The organism is Pseudomonas sp. PS02290 (assembly GCF_029960075.1).
GTDB lineage: Bacteria > Pseudomonadota > Gammaproteobacteria > Pseudomonadales > Pseudomonadaceae > Aquipseudomonas.
On sequence record NZ_JASCOY010000044.1, the window covers coordinates 23,472 to 44,637 of the forward strand.

The 21,166-nt window shown below is 60.9% G+C and carries 14 protein-coding genes; 12 read left to right on the forward strand and 2 right to left on the reverse strand.

The window, feature by feature from the left end:
• Positions 1-238: 238 nt before the first annotated feature.
• The 9 genes from QMX88_RS18250 (at position 239) to QMX88_RS18290 (ending at position 13,675) form a co-directional block, all read left to right on the forward strand.
• Positions 239-889 (forward strand): LysE family translocator, encoded by a 651-nt coding sequence (locus QMX88_RS18250; RefSeq protein WP_282371724.1) that lies wholly within the window; start codon positions 239-241, stop codon positions 887-889.
• A 415-nt stretch (positions 890-1,304) separates the two neighbouring features.
• Positions 1,305-2,102, forward strand: a complete 798-nt coding sequence (locus QMX88_RS18255) for a hypothetical protein (RefSeq protein ID WP_282371725.1) — start codon at positions 1,305-1,307, stop codon at positions 2,100-2,102.
• An 875-nt stretch (positions 2,103-2,977) separates the two neighbouring features.
• Positions 2,978-4,195, forward strand: a complete 1,218-nt coding sequence (gene wecB / locus QMX88_RS18260; protein ID WP_282371737.1) for a non-hydrolyzing UDP-N-acetylglucosamine 2-epimerase — start codon at positions 2,978-2,980, stop codon at positions 4,193-4,195.
• Positions 4,196-4,241: 46 nt separating this feature from the next.
• Positions 4,242-6,455, forward strand: a complete 2,214-nt coding sequence (locus QMX88_RS18265; protein ID WP_282371726.1) for a hypothetical protein — start codon at positions 4,242-4,244, stop codon at positions 6,453-6,455.
• Between the two features lie 12 nt (positions 6,456-6,467).
• Positions 6,468-8,576, forward strand: a complete 2,109-nt coding sequence (locus tag QMX88_RS18270) for a glycosyl transferase family protein (RefSeq protein WP_282371727.1) — start codon at positions 6,468-6,470, stop codon at positions 8,574-8,576.
• The gene (locus QMX88_RS18275; protein ID WP_282371728.1) at positions 8,573-11,155 is read left to right on the forward strand and encodes a bacteriophage N4 adsorption protein A; all 2,583 of its coding nucleotides are present in this window, start codon (positions 8,573-8,575) and stop codon (positions 11,153-11,155) included. Before QMX88_RS18270 ends, QMX88_RS18275 begins: the two co-directional genes overlap by 4 nt.
• An 8-nt stretch (positions 11,156-11,163) precedes the next feature.
• Positions 11,164-11,829 (forward strand): alginate O-acetyltransferase AlgF, encoded by a 666-nt coding sequence (locus QMX88_RS18280; RefSeq protein ID WP_282371729.1) that lies wholly within the window; start codon positions 11,164-11,166, stop codon positions 11,827-11,829.
• The gene (locus tag QMX88_RS18285) at positions 11,826-12,815 is read left to right on the forward strand and encodes an alginate O-acetyltransferase AlgX-related protein (protein ID WP_282371730.1); all 990 of its coding nucleotides are present in this window, start codon (positions 11,826-11,828) and stop codon (positions 12,813-12,815) included. The genes QMX88_RS18280 and QMX88_RS18285 overlap by 4 nt, the downstream gene beginning before the upstream one ends.
• A gap of 77 nt (positions 12,816-12,892) precedes the next feature.
• Entirely contained in the window at positions 12,893-13,675 is a 783-nt protein-coding gene (locus tag QMX88_RS18290; RefSeq protein ID WP_282371731.1) for a hypothetical protein, read from the forward strand.
• Positions 13,676-13,708: 33 nt separating this feature from the next.
• Here the strand turns inward: QMX88_RS18290 and QMX88_RS18295 are convergent, their stop codons facing one another.
• Both QMX88_RS18295 and QMX88_RS18300 read right to left on the reverse strand, forming a co-directional pair.
• Positions 13,709-14,479, reverse strand: coding sequence for an SDR family NAD(P)-dependent oxidoreductase (locus QMX88_RS18295; RefSeq protein WP_282371732.1), 771 nt, complete (start codon positions 14,477-14,479; stop codon positions 13,709-13,711).
• Between the two features lie 123 nt (positions 14,480-14,602).
• Positions 14,603-16,060: an efflux transporter outer membrane subunit gene (locus QMX88_RS18300; RefSeq protein ID WP_282371733.1), complete on the reverse strand. Its 1,458-nt coding sequence runs from the start codon at positions 16,058-16,060 to the stop codon at positions 14,603-14,605.
• 89 nt (positions 16,061-16,149) lie between these two features.
• Between QMX88_RS18300 and QMX88_RS18305 the strand changes: the two genes are divergently transcribed.
• The 3 genes from QMX88_RS18305 (at position 16,150) to QMX88_RS18315 (ending at position 21,024) form a co-directional block, all read left to right on the forward strand.
• Entirely contained in the window at positions 16,150-16,764 is a 615-nt protein-coding gene (locus tag QMX88_RS18305) for a TetR/AcrR family transcriptional regulator (RefSeq protein WP_282371734.1), read from the forward strand.
• Between the two features lie 76 nt (positions 16,765-16,840).
• Positions 16,841-17,941, forward strand: coding sequence for an efflux RND transporter periplasmic adaptor subunit (locus QMX88_RS18310; protein WP_282371735.1), 1,101 nt, complete (start codon positions 16,841-16,843; stop codon positions 17,939-17,941).
• Entirely contained in the window at positions 17,938-21,024 is a 3,087-nt protein-coding gene (locus QMX88_RS18315; RefSeq protein ID WP_282371736.1) for an efflux RND transporter permease subunit, read from the forward strand. The genes QMX88_RS18310 and QMX88_RS18315 overlap by 4 nt, the downstream gene beginning before the upstream one ends.
• Positions 21,025-21,166 lie beyond the last annotated feature (142 nt).

Here is a 21,166-nt window from a genome sequence, read left to right on the forward strand (position 1 = left end):
TGCAAGATTTGAGACTGCAAAAAAGCTGTGGGGATTTCTGGCCTGGTTTGCGTAGCGGAACGGAAATCTACTCGATATCGTGGGCGACGGTGGGCCTTGGGGCGATACAAGTTTCATCCCCAAGGGGAGGTTTCCTGTCGCTTGCTGCGCAGGGTCAGCCATGAGATTCTGCCTCCGAAATACGCAAATGGAATTGCTGACCTTCTAGCAAGTCGGTCGCTCAATTAAGGAGCTTTCCGTGACACTGCACCTCTGGTTTACTTTCGCATTAGCCTATCTGGTGACGACCCTGTCCCCTGGACCGAACGTACTTTTGGTCGTGAGCAATGCGTTGCGTTGCGGCCCTCCCGCTATGGCCGTAACGCTGCTGGGCAATCTCAGTGCGCAGATGTTGGTCACCAGTGGAGTGGCGTTAGGGGTAGGCGCCATTCTGATCGCTATTCCTACGGCATTTTTGATTTTAAAAATCGCAGGAGCCGGTTATCTGATCTATCTAGGGGCGCGTCAATTATTCGCCCGCACCCCGGCGATCCAATCAGAAACAGAAGTAAAAACCGCCTGCGCTCCATTATCGAACTGGAAAATCGGCACAGAATCGTTTTTGGTCTCAGCGAGCAACCCCAAAACGCTGATTTTTCTTTGCGCTTTCCTACCGCAGTTTATTGATCACGATCGGTCGGTTCTTGGGCAGTTTATCGTCATGTACCTGACTATCGCGGCGACCGTGATCATCGTTCACTCGGTGTACTGCTACACGGCTTACCGATTCAGCAAACGCCTTAAATCCGTCTGGTGGGTGCGAAGTTTGAAGCGCATCACGGGTGCAATTTTCATTGGTCTGGGCGTACGTCTGCTGAACACCAAAGCTCTGGGAGCAAACCCTGTCTGACAGTGCTGCCGAGAGTGCTGTTTACTCTTCCTCCGCGCCTTACCTTCAATTCGCACAGATCAACAAAGCCCTGCGGAAAAATCTTCACAGGTCGGTTGGATGTGGATCGAGTTCGACGCTGGCGACTTCGCCAAAGGCCCGCCCCTCATTAGCAGTATCGATCTTGCAGAAGTGCGCGACGGTAAGATCACCCGTGTGCGGATGTCTCCCGTTGCACCGCAACGGTGACTAGCCTTCGCCCCCATTATTTCCCCGGAACCGATCTGCTCTCCAGCGCCACACAAGGGCTACCCACTCACCACGCGAACCTCACAGCGATCGCCCCGTTACAACATCCAGCACGCCTGCACCTGTGCAAGCGGTCATGAGTGGGCTTGGGGCACTGCCAACCGACCTTTCAGTTTGGAGAAAAAACGTGAAATTACCCGGACTCGGCGCCTCGCCGCCCAAGACACCTGATATCACCCCCCATGCCTCCAGGCCCGACGGCAAACCAACCCCTGACGCTGCAAAGCCGTCGAACACCCCCACTGATTCCGGCAATGGCGGCAGCCGAGCCACCGGCAACTTCAGCAACGTGGCTCAAGGCACCGGGGCTCTGGCCAGCGGCGGCTCGGCGATTTATCGGGCTTATCAAAGCACACAGAATTCGCAGTACGCCACGCAGTCCGCCACGGGCGCGGTCAACTATGGCAGCCCTGCCGGGAATGGCGGGCCGGCCGTTATGCAAAACAAGTCGCTGGCTGAGCAAAGTCAGGGGCTGAGCAACAGCGGTGAGGCGTCGAAGCCGTCTTCTCCCTTGATGGAGCTGCTTGATAAGTTAATCGGGGCGCTGCTGCAGCCGTTCGGCGGCGGGGCGAGTGCGCATTCCGCCGGCGATTCTGCCCGGAGTCAGACCAGGGATGCCCATGTGGACGAGAAAGGTGCTGACAAGAACGGCCTGGCTTCCGCCGCTGGCGAAGTGGGCGAGGCAATGTGGATGGTCCCCGGTTTGAGTGGCGTGGCGACAGGCATCGGTGAGTCTGATGGCAGTGTTGGCGGGATACTCAAAGGCGGTGTCGAAGGCGGTTTGCATATCGCCGAAGGTGGGGCCAAAGGCCTGATCGGCGGGGGCGGCAATCCGGTAGCCATGGCGGCTGGCGCCTATGCCGGCGCCTTGTCAGAAACCAAAGCTGCACCAGAAGAGGTGCGCACCGTAGCGGGCACGCTCTAAATGATTCTTGCCGCATGCTTCTTTCTGGGAGGCATGCCTGGCAGGAGCGGCAGTCAGGTTGGCGCGCGTCGGCTGTGGATGTTTCCTTCCCCTTTGCGCCCGACATGGGCTTCCAGGGTGGCCTGTTGGCGGGCGACAAGGTCGCGCGAGATCGAGGCGAGGCACGGTTTAATGCACACCGACCCTGACCCTGACCATTCGAAGCGAATTTTCCCCCCCCGAAGGCATCACGCTGAACAGGTAAGTACAGCGAAGATGCCTTGCGCTGCATGAAAGCCACCGCGCGGCGACCTCAACTATTTCCTTTCCGATACATAACGGGCTTGCAACTCGACATGTATTGTCAGACACTCTCGCTATCGGTTTCGACAATATACAGGCGCCATTAGGGTGACTATCGAAAGTGCATTGGATTAACTGTCTCTATGCAAACCCTGGTATAGCTTTCGTCGCGACAACGGTATATAAGAAAAGATCCAATTTTGCAGACGAGCGGCGCGTGTTAATGCTCGTTTCCCCGGAAACACTGGCGCAAACGCCTGTTTAGTTGCTTCGTAAGTTACCCTTCTCAACTAAAACAAAACCCCTAAGTGACTGTCCATTACTTCGAAAGTTTCACACTGGCGAATTAAACATTCATTTTGCATATCTGCCTTTGCAGTCATCGATATTAATGTTAATAATCCGGCCTGCTCCGGGAAGCAAGGCAATGCGCCATCTCACACGAAGTGAAATATCAAGCCTCCATTCTGATTAAGTCCCCGGCCCCATAAACTCAATATCTCTGTTTGCTCAAGAGGCGATCACGCCTGGAGCATCGAGAAGGCGCGGACAAGCCGTGTGAGGAGGGCATCATCGCTCGTAGTCATTCCGGGATTAAAATCCTGTCGATTTTCGGTACACGTCCGGAAGCCATCAAGATGGCTCCGTTGGTGAAAGCGCTGGCTGCAGAGCCGGGTATTCACTCGCAGATCTGCATCACCGGCCAACACCAGAGCATGCTCAAGCAGGTGCTGGAGCTGTTCGATCTGAAAGCCGATTTCACGCTGGATGTGATGACGCCGCACCAGACCCTCAACTCGCTGACCGCCGCGCTGTACGGAGCGATTGATCCGGTGCTTGAAATCACCCGGCCGGACCGCGTACTGGTGCATGGCGACACCACGTCCGCCATGGTGGCGTCGATGTGTGCCTTCCATCGCCGCATCCCTGTGGGTCATGTCGAAGCCGGCCTTCGCACCGGTGACATCTACAGCCCGTGGCCTGAAGAAATGAACCGCCGCTGCATCGATTTGAGTGCCGACCTGCTGTTCGCCCCGACCGATGAGTCGCGCCGCAATCTGCTGGGCGAGCGCTTGCAAGGGCGTTCCTTCGTGACCGGCAACACGGTCATCGATGCCCTGCAGTTGACCGCTCGACGCATTGAGGAAAACGCTGAACTGCGTACCCGACTGGATCAGCAATTCTCGTTCCTGCGGGGCGACCGCAGAGTCCTGCTGGTGACCGGCCATCGTCGGGAAAACTTCGGTGACGGCTTCCTGGACATCTGCAAAGCCTTGCGTCAACTGGCCAAGCGCAGCGATATCCAGATCGTTTACCCGGTGCACTTGAATCCCAACGTCTTGGGCCCGGTCACCGAGCACCTGGGCGACCTGGCCAATGTGCACCTGATCGAACCGCTGGATTACCTGGCGTTCGTGCGCCTGATGCAGCGCGCCCACGTGATCCTTACCGATTCCGGCGGCGTGCAGGAAGAAGCGCCGAGCCTGGGCAAACCGGTACTGGTCATGCGCGAGGTGACCGAGCGGCCCGAAGCCGTTGCGGCCGGCACCGTGCGGCTGGTCGGGACTTCACCGGACTCGATCATCAGCGGCGTCAACGCGCTGTTTGACGATGACCTGCTGTGGCGACGCGCGTCCCAGGCGGCCAACCCCTATGGCGACGGCAAGGCCAGTTCGCGCATCGTCGATGCCTTGATGGGCCGCCCGGTCAACGACTTCGTGGTCGGCCAGCTGCACGTGCCCAAATACCTTGAGCATGGGCAACGCGCCCCGACACCGGACAGCGACCGTCCGGCTTCCACGTACCAATAACGACCGATCGAACGACCGCCCCTCTATCAGCTTGAGATCTGCCTTAATGAAGTCTTCCGTTGCCACCCAAACGGGCGCGCTTAGCGCCCTTGTCTGTGGCGTGAGCCTGCTCGCGCTCGTGCCCAACTTTGCCCTGGCGGCGGACAGCCCGCTCACCGAGGCGATCAACCGACTCAACGCCGATACCCAGCAACACCGGGAGATTCGCCTGAGCGATCTGGGCATCGATGCACCCATCGTGCTCGGTTCCACGGATTCGCGCCGCGAACTGTACCTGCCGGTTCCAGCCGGTGTGCCATTGACCGACGCGTCGCTGACCTTCGACGCCAGTTACCTCAACGGGGAGGGCGGTCGCAACACCTTGCTGTTGTCCCTGGACGGTTATCCGGTACGGGCCGAAGGGCTCAGCGAAGCGCAAGGCAACGCCAGCTCCACGCTGGGCGTCGACAAAGCCGCTCGCAACAGCGGCTCGGTGCGCCTGGGCGTGGCCTGGTCGTCGATCGTGTCTCGCGTGTTGTGTGAAGACGAACGCGCGATCGGCAACGTGTTGCGCATCGAACCGGACACCCGCCTCAATTACAGCTACGACGCCAACCTGTTGCAGGACGTCGGCGCTGCCTGGGCCGCATTGCCGGGCAAGCCGGGCATCATGGTCGCTCCGGGCAGCCTGGCAGCCGGCTCTTACGACGCCGCCTGGCGCCTGGGCGTGGCCCTGGAACGGATCGGCAAACATGCGCGCATCCTGTCCTTCCCTGCCGTACAGGACAGCGTTGACCTGAGCGCCCTGCGCATTCCGGCCGAACTGCAGAGCATTCCCGCCTTCGCCGCTCTCAACGGCAAGGGCTCGCATACGCTGGCCAACCCGGCGGAAATCGGCGCATTGCTGATGCTCGGCCAGACCCCTGATGTGCAGGCCGACCTGGCCATCAACGACCCGCAATTGCTCAAGGCAATCAACGAATCTCTGGACGCCCTGCAAAGTCAGATTCAAGGTCTGGATGCCTCAGCGGGCGGTGCGTTTACTCAATGGCGCGAACGTCACGTGAACGCCGGTATGGCCGCCAAGGGTACGGACAATGTGCGTCTGGCGCTGCTCGGCACTCGTCCGGTACTGATGATCGCCCCTGACGCGGCCGGCAAGGCCATGGCCCTGTTCAGCAGCGCCTGGAACAAACTGGCCCGCAGTCGCACGCTGACCGTCAGCGAAGCGCAGATGCCATTGAGTGCCGATGGCCGTGTGGCCCTGAGCAATCTGGGCGGCAACCCCGGCACCATCGACGTGCTCGCCAAGTCCGACTGGAGCGCTACGTTCCCACTGGGCAGCGTGGCCTACGACGGTCGCCTGCCCGTCAAGGCCGTGATCGATGTGTCCGCCGCCCCTGGCGCTTCGGACACCGCTCCGGTGGCGTCACTGTTCCTCAACGACTACCTGATCGGCGCGCAACAGTTGCTTGCCAACGGCGAGAAGCAACGCATCGAAGCGCGCATCCCGAGCTACGCCCTGGGTTCCAGGAACGTCCTGCGGGTCTCGTTCCAGCGTCAGCCCGTCAGTGATCGCTGCCTGGAAACGCCGCAAGCGTTCCCGGTTTCGGTATTGCCGACCAGCCACATCGTGCTGGACAAGATTTCCCTGGATGACGGTTTCTCCGGCATGGCCGCCCGTTACGCCACGAACACTCAGATCCTCGTGCCCCAGGCTTACCTGGATCACCCGGCCAGCAGCTTGCCGCAGGTGATCTCGGTGGCTGACGGGGCGGGCGTTTCGCCGCTGCGCGCTGAACTGAAAGTCAGCAGCGACCCTAAAGCCACGGTCACGCCGGACAAAGACTTCCTGGCCTTCGAGCTGCCGCTCAAGGACAGCAAGGAATCGGTTCAGGTAGATGACCAGGGTCGCCTGCGTATCAACCACAAGGACCAGCCGCTGCTGGACCTGTCGCCGCTCAACCACCTGGCGTCATTGCAGGCAGTGGATGCCGGTGGTCAGCACGGTCTGGTCTATCGCGTTCTTGGCAGCGAAGCCCCTGTGTTCGCCAAGCCGGTGCTGTTGACCCGCGGCGACGTGTCAATCCTGGGCGACAACGGTGTCGTGAACACCTTCGATACCCAGGATCCAAACGGCAGCCAGTTCATCGACAGAGAAGAGCCCAAGGGCCTGGACGCCTGGCGCACACCTTCGATGTTGTGGCTGATCCCCGGCGGCATCCTGTTGGTGCTCATCCTGATGTTGGCCGGCCGTAGCGCCCGTCGCAATCGCCAGTAACGGAACCCTTCGATGACGTCGCTTTATTGGCCGTACTGGCTGGCCCATTACTACAGCTTCCTGGAGGTCGCGACCATTGTGGTCGCGGTGCTGATCCTGATCTCCAGCCTGGACGATCTGTTCATTGACCTGTGGTACTGGTCTCGCCGCCTGTTTCGCAAGTTCACTGCGGACCGCAAATACCGGCCACTGACCGCCCGGCAATTGCTGGACCGGGACGAACAGCCACTGGCGATCATGGTTCCGGCCTGGCTGGAATACGACGTCATCGCGCCGATGATCGAGAACATGGTGTCGACCCTCGACTACCAGAACTACGTGGTCTTCGTCGGCACCTACATCAACGACCAGCGCACCATCGATGAGGTGGAGCGCATGCGTCGGCGTTACAAGCAATTGCATCGCGTGGAAGTCCCCCATGCCGGGCCGACCTGTAAGGCTGACTGCCTGAACTGGGTGATTCAGGCGATTTTCCTGCATGAACAGACCCACGGCATGACCTTCGCCGGCGTCGTGCTGCACGACAGCGAGGACGTGTTGCACCCGCTGGAACTGCGCCTGTTCAACTACCTGTTGCCGCGCAAGGACATGATCCAGCTGCCGGTCGTTTCCCTGGAACGCAACTGGTATGAATGGGTAGCCGGCACCTACATGGATGAGTTTGCCGAATGGCATGGCAAGGACCTGGTGGTCCGCGAAAGCATGACCGATACCGTGCCCTCGGCCGGCGTCGGCACCTGCTTCTCGCACCGGGCCTTGAAAGTGCTGGCCGGGGAAACCCAGAACCAGCCGTTCAACACCGACAGCCTCACCGAGGACTACGACGTTGGCGCGCGCCTGGCCAAAGTCGGCATGAACGCCATTTTCGTACGCTTCCCGGTGGAGTTCCGGGTGCTGCGCAAGTCGTGGTTCCGCAAACCCTATGAATCCACCCTGAAGATGCCACTGTGTGTCCGTGAATTCTTCCCGGACACCTTCCGCACGGCATTCCGCCAGAAAGCGCGCTGGACCCTCGGGATCGGCCTGCAAGGCTGGGAGCAGATGGGCTGGAACGGATCGCTGGCCAACCGATACCTGCTGTTTCGCGATCGCAAGGGCGTGGTGACAGCGTTTGTCAGCATCCTGGCCTACGTGATTCTGGTGCAACTGGTGGCGCTGATTATCCTGCGCCAGAGCGGGCTGTGGAACGTCAGCTTCCCGACGCCGTTCGAATCCAACGGCTGGATCAAGTACCTGTTGATTGCCAACGGTCTGGCCTTGGGCTGGCGCATTCTGCACCGCTGCTACTTCACGACGGTGCTGTATGGCTGGCAGCACGGTTTGCTGTCGATCCCGCGCATGGTGGTGGGCAACTTCGTTAACTTCATGGCCGCCTCCCGGGCGTGGCGCATGTTTCTGGTCGGCAAGGCGCTCAATCGCAAGCTGGTCTGGGACAAGACCATGCACGACTTCCCGTCCACCGACCTGGTGGCAGCCGCACCGCGCAAGCTGGGCAGCGTGTTGCTGTCCTGGCAGGCGATCAACGACACCAACCTGCAGACGGCACTCGACGAACAACAAACCCGCCACATGCCACTGGGCCGCATTTTGCTCAGCCACGGCTGGCTGGATGACGAAACCCTGGCTGAAGCCATCGCCTTCCAGAACGATCTGCCGCGGGTGTTCGATGTCGCCCACAAAGCCGACGCCTCGCTGCTGGCCGACGAGTTTGCGCTGCGCTGGCGTGTTGTGCCGCTGGGGATCAACGAGGCAGGCCGTGCGCAGATCGCTGTCGCGAGCCCGCTGTCCGCCGAAGGCCTGCAACAGATCAGCGATGAGCTGGGCAGCGAGCCGGTGCAACTGATTGCCCGTGAAAGCGAGATCGTTGCGCAATTGCGCAACGTCAACGCGCTCGATGGCCAGCCGGTGCCCAATGCCCGCGCGCCGATGCTGGGCGACCTGTTGATCGAAATGGGGCTGCTGGACCGCGACGTGTTCAACCGCACCATGCTCAATTACCGCCCGCAGCACCACGGTCGCATTGGCGACTATCTCGTCGACAGCGGCGTGCTGCCTCGGACCACCATCGAACAGGCCGTGGCCCGTCAGCACAGTCATTACCCAACGGAGTTCCCGGCATGAACCGCCCCTTCCTGACGCTCATGGCCACGGGGCTGACCCTTTTGCCTGCGCTGGTCCATGGCGAAGTGCTGCCCCTGCCGTTGACCGGTCCCGCTTACCAGGCGGCCAGTGAGGCCTACAGCGCCTACGACCGCAAGGACTACGACCTGGCCATCGCCAAGGCCCGCGAAGCCTTGCGTCAGCGGGCCGATGTCACCCGTCTGAACCGGCTGATCGTGCAGGCACAACGTGACAAGGAACAGCGCGACAACCCCAAGCGCTACCCGCCGTCGCAGTCGCCGTCGCGCCCGGCCCCCGGTTTCAGCGCGGCGGCCCAAGCGTTCAAGGCCTATGATCGCGACAACTTCGGCGTCGCCGCGCAGTCCGCTCGCAAGGCGATCGCCCAGGCACCCAAGCGCATGGATTATCGCCTGCTGCTGATCGAATCCCTGCAACGCCAACAGCATCTGGAAGAAGCCGATCAGGCCACCACCGAAGCCCTGCGGGTTTTCCCGGATGACGACACCCTGCTGATGCGCCGCGAAGCCATTCGCCGCCAACTGGCCGCGCCACTGGCCATCGCCGGTTATCGCGCGCTGGAACAAGGCAACCTGCCGCTGGCCGTGGATCAGGCCCGCAAGGCCGTGGCCTGGGCACCGGAAATCGGCGCTCACCAGCAATTGCTGATCAGCGCGCTGATCGCGACCCAGGATTACCGCGCCGCCGAACTGGCCGCCACCGGCGCGCTGGCCCAGGACGATGGCGAAACCGCGCCGTGGATTCTGCGCAGCTACGCACTTGACCGTCAGGGCAAGACTCAGGCGGCACAGGCCGACCTGAACCGGGCCTTGTCCATCGAAGGCTTGCTGGATTCTGAAGTGCGCGAGATTCGCTTTTTCGCCGCCGACCTGGCGCTGGCCAACAACGAGCCGCAGCAGGCCCTGGATCAATTGCAAAAACTGCCCGCCGACACGGGCGGTGAAGTCGCCCGCCGTCGCGCCGCCGCCCAGGTCGCGTTGCGCCAGAAGAACAATGGCCTGAAAACCGCGACGCGTTTTCCGGCGCCGGCCCTTAACTGCCAGGAAAGCGCGTTCGGCCTGATCTGCGATATCTGGCCGGGCAACCAGCGCGATGGCGGCACGGACACGGCGGTGCAGGCTTACGCTGCGCTGGCCCGCAAGGACGCCGCTTCGGCTGCGGCTCTGGCCAGCGAAGCCATTCGCCGGGCGCCGCAGAATCCGGCCTATCGCAGCCTGCTGGTCAGCGCCCTGACCGAGCAGAAGCGCTTGCCCGAAGCGATAGCGGCGGCCAGCGATGGCCTGCAAGCCAATGGCGACGACGCCCGCCTGCTGGCCCAGCGCGGTCGGTTGCGCCAGCAGACCGGTGACGATGCCGGTGCCCGCAAGGATTTCACCCAGGCCCTGGCCCTGGGCAGCCTGCCCACGTATGAAGAAGCCAGCCTTTATGCCGAGCTGGGCCAACGTCGCACGGCGCGGGAACGTTTGCAGGTAGCCCGCGACGCTGGCGAGCTGGACGGCATGAGCGACCTGCAAGTGGCTTACCTGTCGGTGCAGGCCGGCGACGATGACAGCGCCCATGAGTCATTCCGCAAAGCTGACGCCGCAACGCCTCTAGCGCCGACGGCGACTCAGGACGCGGCCTACAACGCGATGCGGGTCAGTGACGACGAACACGCTGTGGGTTATTTCAAGCGGGTTATCGACGCCAAAAATGCCGGCGAACTGGACATGACCGACCAGCAGCTGTTCGACACCCGCCGCGCCGTGGCCGATGTGTCGCGCACCTGGGGCCTGACCAGCACCACCAGTTATCGCGGCAACAGTTCCAGCAGTGGCTTGAGCTCGGCGCCCAGCACCGGCACCAGCAATGGCAATAACGGGAGCGGCAGTAGCAGCAACGACAGCCTGCAAAACAGCACCGAACTGTCGTGGCGTCCGCTGGGTTACCGCAACGCCCGTTTCGTCGAGCTGTATGGCCGGGTCACCGATACGCTGTGGAGCAAGAACAGCGACTCGGACACCGGCCTGGATGCGCTGCAAGGCGCCTTGGGCGTGCGGGTCAAGCCGTTCACCTCGCTGAACGTCATGGCGGCCGTGGAACGGACCTTTCCCCTGGGGTCCTCCGACATCGACGGCGACTGGCTGTTGCGCCTGGGTTACGGCTCCAGCATCGGCACCGATTTGCGGGTTGATGTCCCCAGCTGGTGGACGTCGCAGTTGTTCGCCGAGACCGGTCATTACGTCAACGACTCGCGCAACTACATCAACAGCGAATGGCAAGGCGGTCGCAGCTACGCCATTGGCGGTGCCGGCTCGCGCTGGGTGACATTCCCCCACGTGGTGGCCGCGTACGACTACGACTCGAAGATGGACAGCGACACCCGCTCCGACGGCAGCACCGAATATTCTTCCGGCCATGCCGCTGGCGTCGGCGTGGGCAACAACGTGCGCTACTGGTTCCGCGAAGACGCGTACAACGCGCCGCGCTCCTATGTGGATTTTTCGTTGCAATACCGAGTGAAAGTGTCTGGCGATGACCGCGCCAAAGGTGTTTTCGCTCGCCTGACTTACTCCTATTGAGGACGGATATGCACCCTCGTATGTATTGGCTGATGGGGCTCGGACTGAGCCTGGGCATGGCGTCGACAGTGGCTCAGGCTGCGTCGGAAATCGCTCAACTCTATGCGCCGAAACTGCCGGAAGGCTCGGCTTGGGTGCGGGTGGTCAATCCCGCCGACGGCGCCGTGCAAGTGAGCGTGGACAACAAGCCCGGCGTTGCCCTGTCTGCGCAGTCGGTGGTGGCCAGTCCTTTCCAGGTGGTGGATTCGCGGCAACCGCTGCGCATTACGGTCAACCAGCGTGAGCTCAAGGGCCTGAACGTGCCGAAAAACGCCTTTGTCACGGTGATTCTGAACAGTGATCCAGCGGCCGCCCCCCGGGTGGTGATCGACCCGCAGCCGCGGGGCAAAGACTTGCGCGCCGAACTCAACGTCTACAACCTCAGCGCCGGCTGTGACAAAGCCGAGATCAAGCTGGCCAACGGCTCCAGCGTGTTCAGCCAGCTGCCGCTCAATGGCCAGGCGCAGCGCACCATCAATCCGGTGCAGGCGACCCTGATTGCCAGCTGCGATCAAAGCGCCAGCCTGCCGCTCAAGCTTGAGCCCTTCAAGGCCGGTGACCGTTACAGCCTGTTCCTGGTCGGCTCACGCCAGACCCCCCGCCTGATCGGCCTCGTTGACCAGACTGCCCCATGACCTTCCTAGTAAAACCTCGCCACATCCTGCGCCGCCCTTCGGTATCCGGCTTGATCGCCGGCGCGCTGCTGAGCCTGTCCGGCACCGCTGCCCAGGCCGATTCGGCAGTGATCACCGGGCAGGGCGGCTGGTTATTTCCTGCGTGGGAAAGCCTGAACACCGTCGATAACCCCGGCATTGCGCGCGACATCGCCCTGATCAAGGACGTCCAGCAGCAACTTGAACGGGAGAAAATCGCCCTCGTGGTGCTGGTGGTGCCGATGAAAGCGCCGTTCTACGCCCAACGGCTACCCGCCGACCATCCGTTGAGCCCGGCCGTGGTGCAGCGCTATGACCGTTTGCAAGGCGAACTGGCCAAGGCTGGCCTGACGACCCTGAACATCAAGCCGATACTGCAAGCCACCGAGCAAGGCAAGCAGACGGCGTTTTACCGGGCCGACTACCACTGGACCGCCTGGAGCGCTGAAAACACAGCCGATGCCACTGCGAAACTGATCACCGCACGCTATCGCCTGGAGGGTGAGCCCGGCGGCGGTGCAGTGCTGGGGGAATGGTTCGACAGGCGCGCCTTCGGCGATCTGGCCAGCAACTTTCTGCCGTCCATCAAGCGCAAGGCCATCGGCCGAGACATTTACACCGTGCGCCATCAGGTCGAGAAAGACCTGCTGATCGACGACGCCCCGGCACCTGTTCAGGTCATCGGCAACAGCTTCGTGCAGCCTTACCTTGGCTATACGCAGAAACTGTCCAACGCCCTGGACCGCCAGGTCACACTGACCTGGAACCCCGGCGACGTCGGCCCCTGGGCGACACTGCTGCAGTACCTGGAATCACCGGACTTTGCTCAGCACAAGCCGCAGGTGATCGTGTGGCAATTCAACGAGGGCCAGTTCCACCTCGGCCCCGATGCAGCCGCCCAGTGGAATGCCAAGGGAGTGACGTCGTTGGGCCAGTGGCGCCAGCGCATCAAAAAGGCGCTTCCTTGAAAGTTCTCGGCAGGACCCCCCGGCGTGCCACTCTAGGTGTTCTGCTGCTTGCAGCGACACTGGTCACAGGCACCGCCATGTTTTACGCCACCACGCAAAAACGGCTGGACCCGGGCATCGTTGGAATTGTCTGGCAGCCCGATAACAAAACAGTCGGCATCAAGGGGCAATGGGACCAGATCGGTGCCAGGGAATTGCTGGTGCAATGGACAGTGGTCGACGATCAGGCGTTCGTGCCAGGCACCGGTCTGCCGAACGTACCGGTGCTGCCTGATTGGGCACGTATTGCCAAAGAGCCTTGGGCCCAGGATGTAATCATCGGCCTGGCCGGATATTTCAGCGAGAACCGCTCCCGGGACAACATCGAGCAACTGGCTGCCGTCTCGGAGCGCATCGCCAGACTGCCGACGTTGTTGCACGTGACGGGCTATTACTTCCCGGCCGAAGTCGACCCCAGCTGGACCCGCGCCAAGGAGCTGCCCGCGCTGCTGGCCAAGCTTCCGCGGCCGTTGTGGATCAGCGTGTATGACGGCGCCAACATCGGCCCGGCCGCCACAGCAGACTGGCTCAAGCAATGGCTGCCAGACGACATCGGCGTGTTCTTCCAGGATGGGGTCGGCGTCTACGCCCGCACCGCACCGGTCGCCCGCACTTACGCCGACACCCTGCGCGAACGCCTGGGCAAGGACCGCGTGCGCATCATCGTCGAAGCCTTCCGCCCCAACTACGGCGGCGGTTTCCGCTCCGCAACGGCCGCCGAGCTCAAACCGCAGCTGGCCGCCTACGACGGCTATCCGCTGTACCTGTTCGATGGCCCGCATTACGTGACGCCAGCCTTGGTGAAAGCGTTGGCGAAGTAATGATCGAAGTCATGTCTTCGCCAGTGGAACACGTCACCAGACAATAGGTTTGTCGTTCCAGTCCCAAAAGGTCCCGCTGTCGGCCGGCCCATGTGCGCCGACCACCTCAAGAATGCGGTCCGCCGAGAACGCCGGTTCGAACAGTTGGCCCTCAGGCACGTTCGCCTGGAAGGGCCGAGACAGCTCCGTGTCGGTCGTGCCCGGGTGTATGGCCAGGACAGTAGAGGCAGGGTTCAGGCGTTTCAATTCGATACTGGCGGTGTGCAGTAACTGGTTGAGCGCCGATTTGCTGGCTCTGTAGCTGTACCAGCCACCCAATCGGTTATCGCCGATTGAGCCAACCCTCGCGGAGAGCGCCGCGAACGTAGCAGGCTGTTTGCGCAATAACGGAAGCAGGTGTTTAAGCAGCAGGATCGGCGCAAAGGTGTTGGTCGCGAAGCTCGCTTGCAGGCCTGCAAGGGTCAGCTGTGCCAGCCCCTTTTCTGCTCTGGCGCCGTCCTGATGAAGAATGCCCAGCGCACTGATAACCAGGTGCAGTTGCTCGCAGCCTGCAAGCGTTTCGCTCACGAGCGCTTCGAGGGATTGCTCATTACGCGCGTCGCAGTCGACAGGTTTCAGACGGTCGCCGTATTGCGCTGCAAGGGTTGCCAGCTCTGTGGAGGTGGTGGCGCTTCGCGATACTGCCCACACCTGAGCCACATCATCGCGAGCCAGCAATGCCGCACAGAGTGCCAGGCCGATACCTCGACTGGCGCCGCAAATCAGCACGTGAGCTTCGCTGTTCAGTTCGGGTATCAAACGCATAAGGCACCTTGATGGGCGTGGCTGAAATGTTTTTATGACTTCGGGGCAGGGTATGACGTTCAGGTAGGTGCCTGCTGACCTATAGGGATCTCAGCGAAGCGGCATAGGCGTGCTCTCCAAGGACTATCGAGCGCCAACGACGGGCTGCGTCGGTTGCCATCCGCCACCAAGTGCTTTGAATACGGCGACGGCCGAGCGCGCCGACTCTGTCTGCGCCTGGGCGCGAGCATCGGATGTCAGCAGCAGCTTTTCATCGGCGCGCAGCACTTCAATCAAGCTGACCGCGCCTTTTTGATATCCCGTTAATGAAGATTGTCTGGCGGCGGTGAGTGCGATTTCACCTCTGGTCAGCGTTGCAGCCTGATCTTCTCGATTGGCCAGGGCGGAGAGAGCGCTTTCAACATCGGCAGTGGCCTGCAAGACCGATTGCCGATAAGCAGCCAACGCTTCAGCTTCTCCGCCCCTGGCTTGCTCGATTTGAGCGTCTACCCGGCCAAAATCGAACAGTCTCCAGCGCAGCCCTAGAATGCCTGCCGATTGGTTCGCTCCGCTGCTGAACAGATTGCCGCTGGAGACTGCTGTCGCACTCCCGACCAACGCACTAAAGGAAAACTTTGGGTAGTACTCGCTCACGGCCGCTCCAATCCGGGCGCTCGAAGCGGCGAGCCGACGCTCTGCCACGATGAGGTCGGGCCTGCGGCGCAGAAGGTCGGCGGGTGTGCCGGTCGACGTGAGATGCGGAGGGCGCGGGATGCCTTGGGCTGTCGCCAAATTTTGACGATTGGTACCAGGGGGCACGCCAAGCATGATGTCCAGCCCATTCATAGCCGCATCAAGCGCCGCGCGCAGAACTGGCACGCTCGCCTGCGCCTGTGCAAGCTCGCCTTGGGTCTGACGCACTTGGTACTCTGGAGTCAGCCCCTTGCCGTATAGAAGATGAACCTTCTCCAACAGATCTTCCTGCGTTTTGACTTGCTCGCCGGCTATAGCCAGGCGGGCCTGCAGGCCACGGACAGTAATGTAGGTATCAGCCGTTTGGGCCGCGACTGCAAGCTTCGCTGCACTGACGCCTGCCTCAGACGCCTGATACTCGGCCAATGCTGCCTCCCTGCTGCGGCGCAGCCCGCCGAACACATCCAGTTCCCAGCTGGCACCGAGGTCAGCTTCGTAGGAATTGCCATAGCGATCATAGCCTGGCGTGGAGTCCAGGACCTGGCCTAGCGGTGTCTCTACCGACTGATATGAGCGTGCCGCCTGGGCGCTAATGTTCCCGGAGGGCAGAAGCGCCGCTTTCGCAAAACCGAGTTTTGCCCGCGCCTGGGTGAGTTGAGCGTCGGATTGAGCCAGGTTCAGATTTTTCGCAAGAGCCCGCGAGACTAAATCACTGAGCAAGGGGTCATCGAAACCCTGCCACCAAACGACATTGCTTGCAGAACCCACGGTAGTATTGGTTTCGAGACCAGGTTGCGTCAGATAACGGTCTTTGATCGGTGCTTGTGGACGTAGATAATCCGGGCCCACTGCGCAGCTCGCCAGTAGGCTGGTACTGATGACCAGTGCGTACACAGAGAGCGAGCGCATTGAATTTTCCCTGATCTGAGGTAGGCTGTGACGATATCACGATATGGTTACTCGTTGTCAATCAGGGCTCGTGGAGCTAAGCTGGAAACATGACTAATCAAATGAAAACAACGCCCCCTCGCGGGCCATCGGACCATAGCGTTCGTGACCAGGTTGTGGAAGCGGCCACTCAGCACTTCGGCCACTACGGATATGAGAAGACCACGGTCTCCGATCTGGCCAAGGCCATTGGATTCTCCAAAGCCTACATCTACAAATTCTTTGACTCCAAGCAGGCTATCGGTGAGGTGATTTGCGCCAACCGGCTGGCGATGATCATGGCCATCGTAGAGTCGGCGATCTCGGATGCGCCAACAGCCTCCGAGAAGCTGCGGCGCATGTTCCGCGCGCTTGTAGAGGCTGGGAGTGATCTGTTTTTCCACGACCGCAAGCTCTATGACATCGCCGCTGTGGCGGGGCGAGACCAGTGGCCCTCTGCTGTGGCACATGACGAGCGCCTGGGAATGCTGGTTCGGGAGATTGTTCTCGAAGGACGACAGTCTGGGGAGTTCGAGCGAAAGACCCCGTTGGATGATGCCGTTCAGGCGATCCATCTGGTCATGCGTCCCTACATCAGCCCGGTCCAGTTGCAATACAACCTGGACATTGTGGCCACCGCCCCGGTGCATCTGTCCGCGCTGATACTAAGAAGCTTGGCTCCATAACTCTGTGACCATTGACTAAATTGGTCACTTTATAGAGAATCACTTCCCTGTCCACTTGATATGAGCCAGGGATCCCATGCGTCGGTCCAGATCTGCAACCATTGCCGTTTGCTTAATTCCGTTCGTATTGACTGCGTGTGGTGAGTCGTCGAGCGAACGCGATCCGCGAACCCAGCCACCTTTGGTAAGAACCGCCATTGTTGCAAGCGCCGATGGGGCATCGCGATCGTTTAGCGGTGTTGTGGTCGCTCGCGTCCAAAGCGATTTGGGCTTTCGTGTGTCGGGGAAGGTCTTGGAGCGCCTGGTTGACACGGGGCAGCCAGTCAAACGGGGACAGCCCCTGATGCGCCTCGATCCCATCGACCTGGGCCTTCAGACGCAAGCCCAAACGCAGGCCGTTGCGGCCGCCGGTGCGCGCGCCAAACAAACGGCCGATGAGGAAGCACGGAATCGCGATCTGGTTGCCGCAGGCGCGATTTCCGCCTCGGCATACGACCGGATCAAGTCCATGGCCGACACGGCCAAGGCGGAACTGAATGCCGCCCAAGCTCAGGCCAATGTCGCGCGCAATGCCACGGGCTACGCCACTTTGCTGGCCGACGCCGACGGTGTGGTGGTTGAAACGCTGGCAGAGCCCGGGCAAGTTGTCAGCGCAGGTCAACCCGTCGCAAGGCTGGCAAAGGCGGGGCCTCGCGAGGCCATTATTCACTTGCCCGAAACCGTGCGGCCCGCCATCGGCGACCTGGCTCAGGCTAAATTCTACGGCAGCGATACGAAGGTCATCCTTGCCAGGCTCAGGCTGCTGTCTGACGCAGCCGATCCGCTCACGCGTACATTCGAAGCACGGTATGTGCTTGATGACGCCAACGCGCCGCTGGGGTCTACCGTTACGCTGCGTCTCTCGGACGGCAAGGCTGCCCAGCCTGCGCTCGCGGTTCCAATGGCAGCCATCTACGACTCGGGCAAGGGCCCTGGCGTTTGGGTGGTAGGGGGAACGCCGGCGACCGTCTCCTGGCGTGCGGTTCAACTGCTGGGTTTGAGCGATGACTCGGCGACGGTGAGTGGCGGCGTCAAGCCTGGTGAACAGATTGTTGCCTTGGGAGCGCATTTACTTCACGAAGGTGAGCAAGTGCTGGTCCAGCAGCCGGGTGACGGTATCAACGGGGAGCGACCATGAGCGCGTCCCGTTTCAATCTTTCTGCAGTGGCCGTTCGCGAACGGTCCATCACACTGTTTCTCATTTTGTTGATCGGCATCGCGGGGACGCTTTCTTTTTTCAAACTGGGCCGTGCAGAAGACCCGCCGTTCACCGTCAAACAGATGACCGTCATCTCTGTATGGCCGGGTGCGACCGCGCAAGAGATGCAGGATCAGGTGGCCGAGCCCCTTGAAAAACGCATGCAGGAATTGAAGTGGTATGACCGCAGCGAGACCTACACCCGCCCAGGCATGGCCTTCACCATCGTTTCGCTGTTGGATAAAACCCCGCCCTCCGAGGTGCAGGAAGAATTCTACCAAGCGCGTAAAAAGCTGAGTGATGCGGCCAAATCGCTGCCTGCGGGCGTGATTGGCCCGATGGTCAACGATGAGTTCTCGGACGTGACCTTCGCGTTGTTTGCGCTCAAGGCCAAAGGGGAGCCCCAACGTTTATTGGTGCGCGATGGCGAATCGCTGCGCCAGCGTCTGCTGCATGTGCCGGGCGTCAAAAAGATCAACATTATCGGCGAGCAGACCGAGCGCATCTTCGTGTCGTTCTCCCATGAGCGGCTGGCCACGCTGGGTATTGCTCCCCAGGATATTTTCGCTGCACTGAACAGCCAGAATGCCTTGACCCCGGCCGGTTCGATTGAAACCAGCGGGCCCCAAGTGCTCTTGCGCCTGGATGGCGCTTTCGACAAGCTCGACAGTATCCGCAATACCCCGATCGTCGTGCAGGCTAGAACGTTGAAGCTGTCAGACGTGGCGACTGTTGAGCGTGGGTATGAGGACCCCGCGACCTTTATGGTCCGCAACCAGGGTGAGCCTGCCTTGTTGTTAGGCATCGTCATGCGTGATGGCTGGAACGGGCTGGACCTTGGCAAGGCGCTGGATGCCGAAACGGTCAAAATCAACCAGGGCATGCCTCTGGGAATGGGGCTTTCGAAGGTCACCGACCAATCAGTGAACATCAGCTCGGCCGTTGACGAGTTCATGATCAAATTCTTCGTCGCGCTGCTCGTGGTGATGCTGGTCTGCTTCCTCAGCATGGGTTGGCGCGTGGGTGTCGTCGTAGCGGCGGCAGTGCCGCTCACACTGGCGATCGTGTTTGTGGTCATGGAAGCCTCGGGCAAGAATTTTGACCGGATTACCCTGGGCTCTCTGATCCTGGCGCTTGGCCTGTTGGTGGATGACGCCATTATCGCTATCGAAATGATGGTGGTGAAAATGGAAGAGGGCTATGACCGCATCAAGGCATCGGCCTACGCCTGGAGCCACACTGCAGCGCCCATGCTGGCCGGCACTTTAGTCACGGCGGTTGGCTTTATGCCCAACGGTTTTGCACAGTCAACGGCCGGCGAATACACAAGCAACATGTTCTGGATCGTAGGCATTGCTCTGATTGCCTCCTGGGTAGTCGCTGTGGTCTTCACGCCTTATCTGGGTGTGAAGATGCTGCCCGAGATCAAACCGGTGGAAGGTGGGCATGCCGCGATCTATGACACGCGGCATTACGACCGTTTCCGTCGGGTGTTGACCCGCGTGATCGGGCATAAATGGTGGGTGGCGGGTGGGGTCGTTCTGATATTTGCCGTGGCCATTGTGGGAATGGGACTGGTCAAAAAGCAGTTTTTCCCAACCTCTGATCGTCCTGAAGTATTGATCGAGGTGCAAATGCCCTATGGCACCTCGATTGAACAGACCAGTGCGACGACGGCGAAGATCGAGGCATGGCTCCGACAGCAGAATGCCGCGAAAATCGTAACCTCCTATATCGGGCAGGGTTCCCCGCGGTTTTACCTGGCAATGGCGCCTGAGTTACCGGATCCATCGTTTGCAAAAATCGTCGTGCTCACGGACAGCCAGGAGGCGCGCGAAGCGCTCAAGTTGCATATTCGGCAAGCGGTCGCTGAAGGGCTCGCGTCCGAAGCGCGCGTTCGAGCGACTCAGCTTGTCTTCGGCCCTTATTCGCCCTTTCCTGTCGCATACCGGGTGATTGGACCAGATCCCGATAAATTGCGTGAGATCGCGGGGCGGGTGCAAAGCGTCATGCAGGCAAACCCTATGATGCGCACGGTCAATAGCGATTGGGGCCCAAGGGTGCCGACGCTGCATTTCTCTCTGGATCAGGACCGGTTGCAGGCAGTGGGGCTTACGTCCAGCGCAGTTGCCCAGCAGCTGCAGTTTTTACTCTCGGGTGTACCGATAACGGCTGTTCGTGAAGATATCCGTTCGGTGGAGGTGATCGGGCGGGCAGCAGGCGGTATCCGGCTCGATCCTGCAAAGATTGAGGGCTTCACTCTGACAGGTTCGGCAGGTCAGCGGATCCCGCTTTCCCAGATAGGCGAGGCCAGTGTGCGCATGGAGGATCCCATTCTTCGGCGCCGTGACCGCATGCCAACCATCACCGTGCGCGGCGATATTGCAGAGGACCTGCAGCCGCCGGACGTTTCTTCCGAGATCGCAAGCGAGTTGCAGCCCATCATCGCCAGCCTTCCAGACGGGTATCGGATCGAGCAGGCCGGTTCTATCGAGGAGTCGGCGAAGGCCACCGTAGCGTTGCTGCCGCTGTTTCCGATCATGATTGCCGTCACGCTGCTGATCATCATCATCCAAGTACGGTCCATGTCCGCGATGGTGATGGTTTTCCTGACCGCACCGCTTGGACTGGTCGGGGTAGTGCCTGCCTTGCTCTTGTTCAACCAGCCTTTCGGCATTAATGCCCTGGTAGGGCTGATCGCTTTGTCCGGCATTCTGATGCGCAACACTTTGATCCTGATCGGACAGATCGACCACAACGAAAAGCAAGGTCTTGACCCGTTTCACGCCGTGGTCGAGGCCACGGTGCAGCGAGCACGGCCGGTATTGCTTACGGCAATGGCAGCGATCCTGGCATTCATCCCGCTGACCCATTCAGTGTTCTGGGGCACCCTGGCCTACACCTTGATAGGCGGTACTCTGGGAGGAACCGTCATAACCCTGGTCTTCCTGCCGGCCATGTACTCTATCTGGTTCAGGATCCGCCCGGTGAAAGAGCCTCTTCCCGAAACACACGCCTCTTAGCAGGATGCTGCTGGCAGTAAAGCGTTGTTCCAGCGCCCAAAGTCAGCAGCTCTCTGAATGGCCCGGTAGTCAATGAAACATCAGCGCCGGGGGGGGGGGGGGGCACCGCCCCCCCCCCCCCCCAGGGCATTAACAGCGGTGG

Bases quoted from the DNA above. Each gene is read 5' to 3' on its own strand.
- QMX88_RS18265 (WP_282371726.1), top strand. From the start codon at position 4,242: ATGAAGTCTTCCGTTGCCACCCAAACGGGCGCGCTTAGCGCCCTTGTC.
- QMX88_RS18270 (WP_282371727.1), top strand. From the start codon at position 6,468: ATGACGTCGCTTTATTGGCCGTACTGGCTGGCCCATTACTACAGCTTC.
- QMX88_RS18275 (WP_282371728.1), top strand. From the start codon at position 8,573: ATGAACCGCCCCTTCCTGACGCTCATGGCCACGGGGCTGACCCTTTTG.
- QMX88_RS18280 (WP_282371729.1), top strand. From the start codon at position 11,164: ATGCACCCTCGTATGTATTGGCTGATGGGGCTCGGACTGAGCCTGGGC.
- QMX88_RS18285 (WP_282371730.1), top strand. From the start codon at position 11,826: ATGACCTTCCTAGTAAAACCTCGCCACATCCTGCGCCGCCCTTCGGTA.
- QMX88_RS18290 (WP_282371731.1), top strand. From the start codon at position 12,893: ATGTTTTACGCCACCACGCAAAAACGGCTGGACCCGGGCATCGTTGGA.
- QMX88_RS18295 (WP_282371732.1), bottom strand. From the start codon at position 14,479: ATGCGTTTGATACCCGAACTGAACAGCGAAGCTCACGTGCTGATTTGC.
- QMX88_RS18300 (WP_282371733.1), bottom strand. From the start codon at position 16,060: ATGCGCTCGCTCTCTGTGTACGCACTGGTCATCAGTACCAGCCTACTG.
- QMX88_RS18305 (WP_282371734.1), top strand. From the start codon at position 16,150: ATGACTAATCAAATGAAAACAACGCCCCCTCGCGGGCCATCGGACCAT.
- QMX88_RS18310 (WP_282371735.1), top strand. From the start codon at position 16,841: ATGCGTCGGTCCAGATCTGCAACCATTGCCGTTTGCTTAATTCCGTTC.
- QMX88_RS18315 (WP_282371736.1), top strand. From the start codon at position 17,938: ATGAGCGCGTCCCGTTTCAATCTTTCTGCAGTGGCCGTTCGCGAACGG.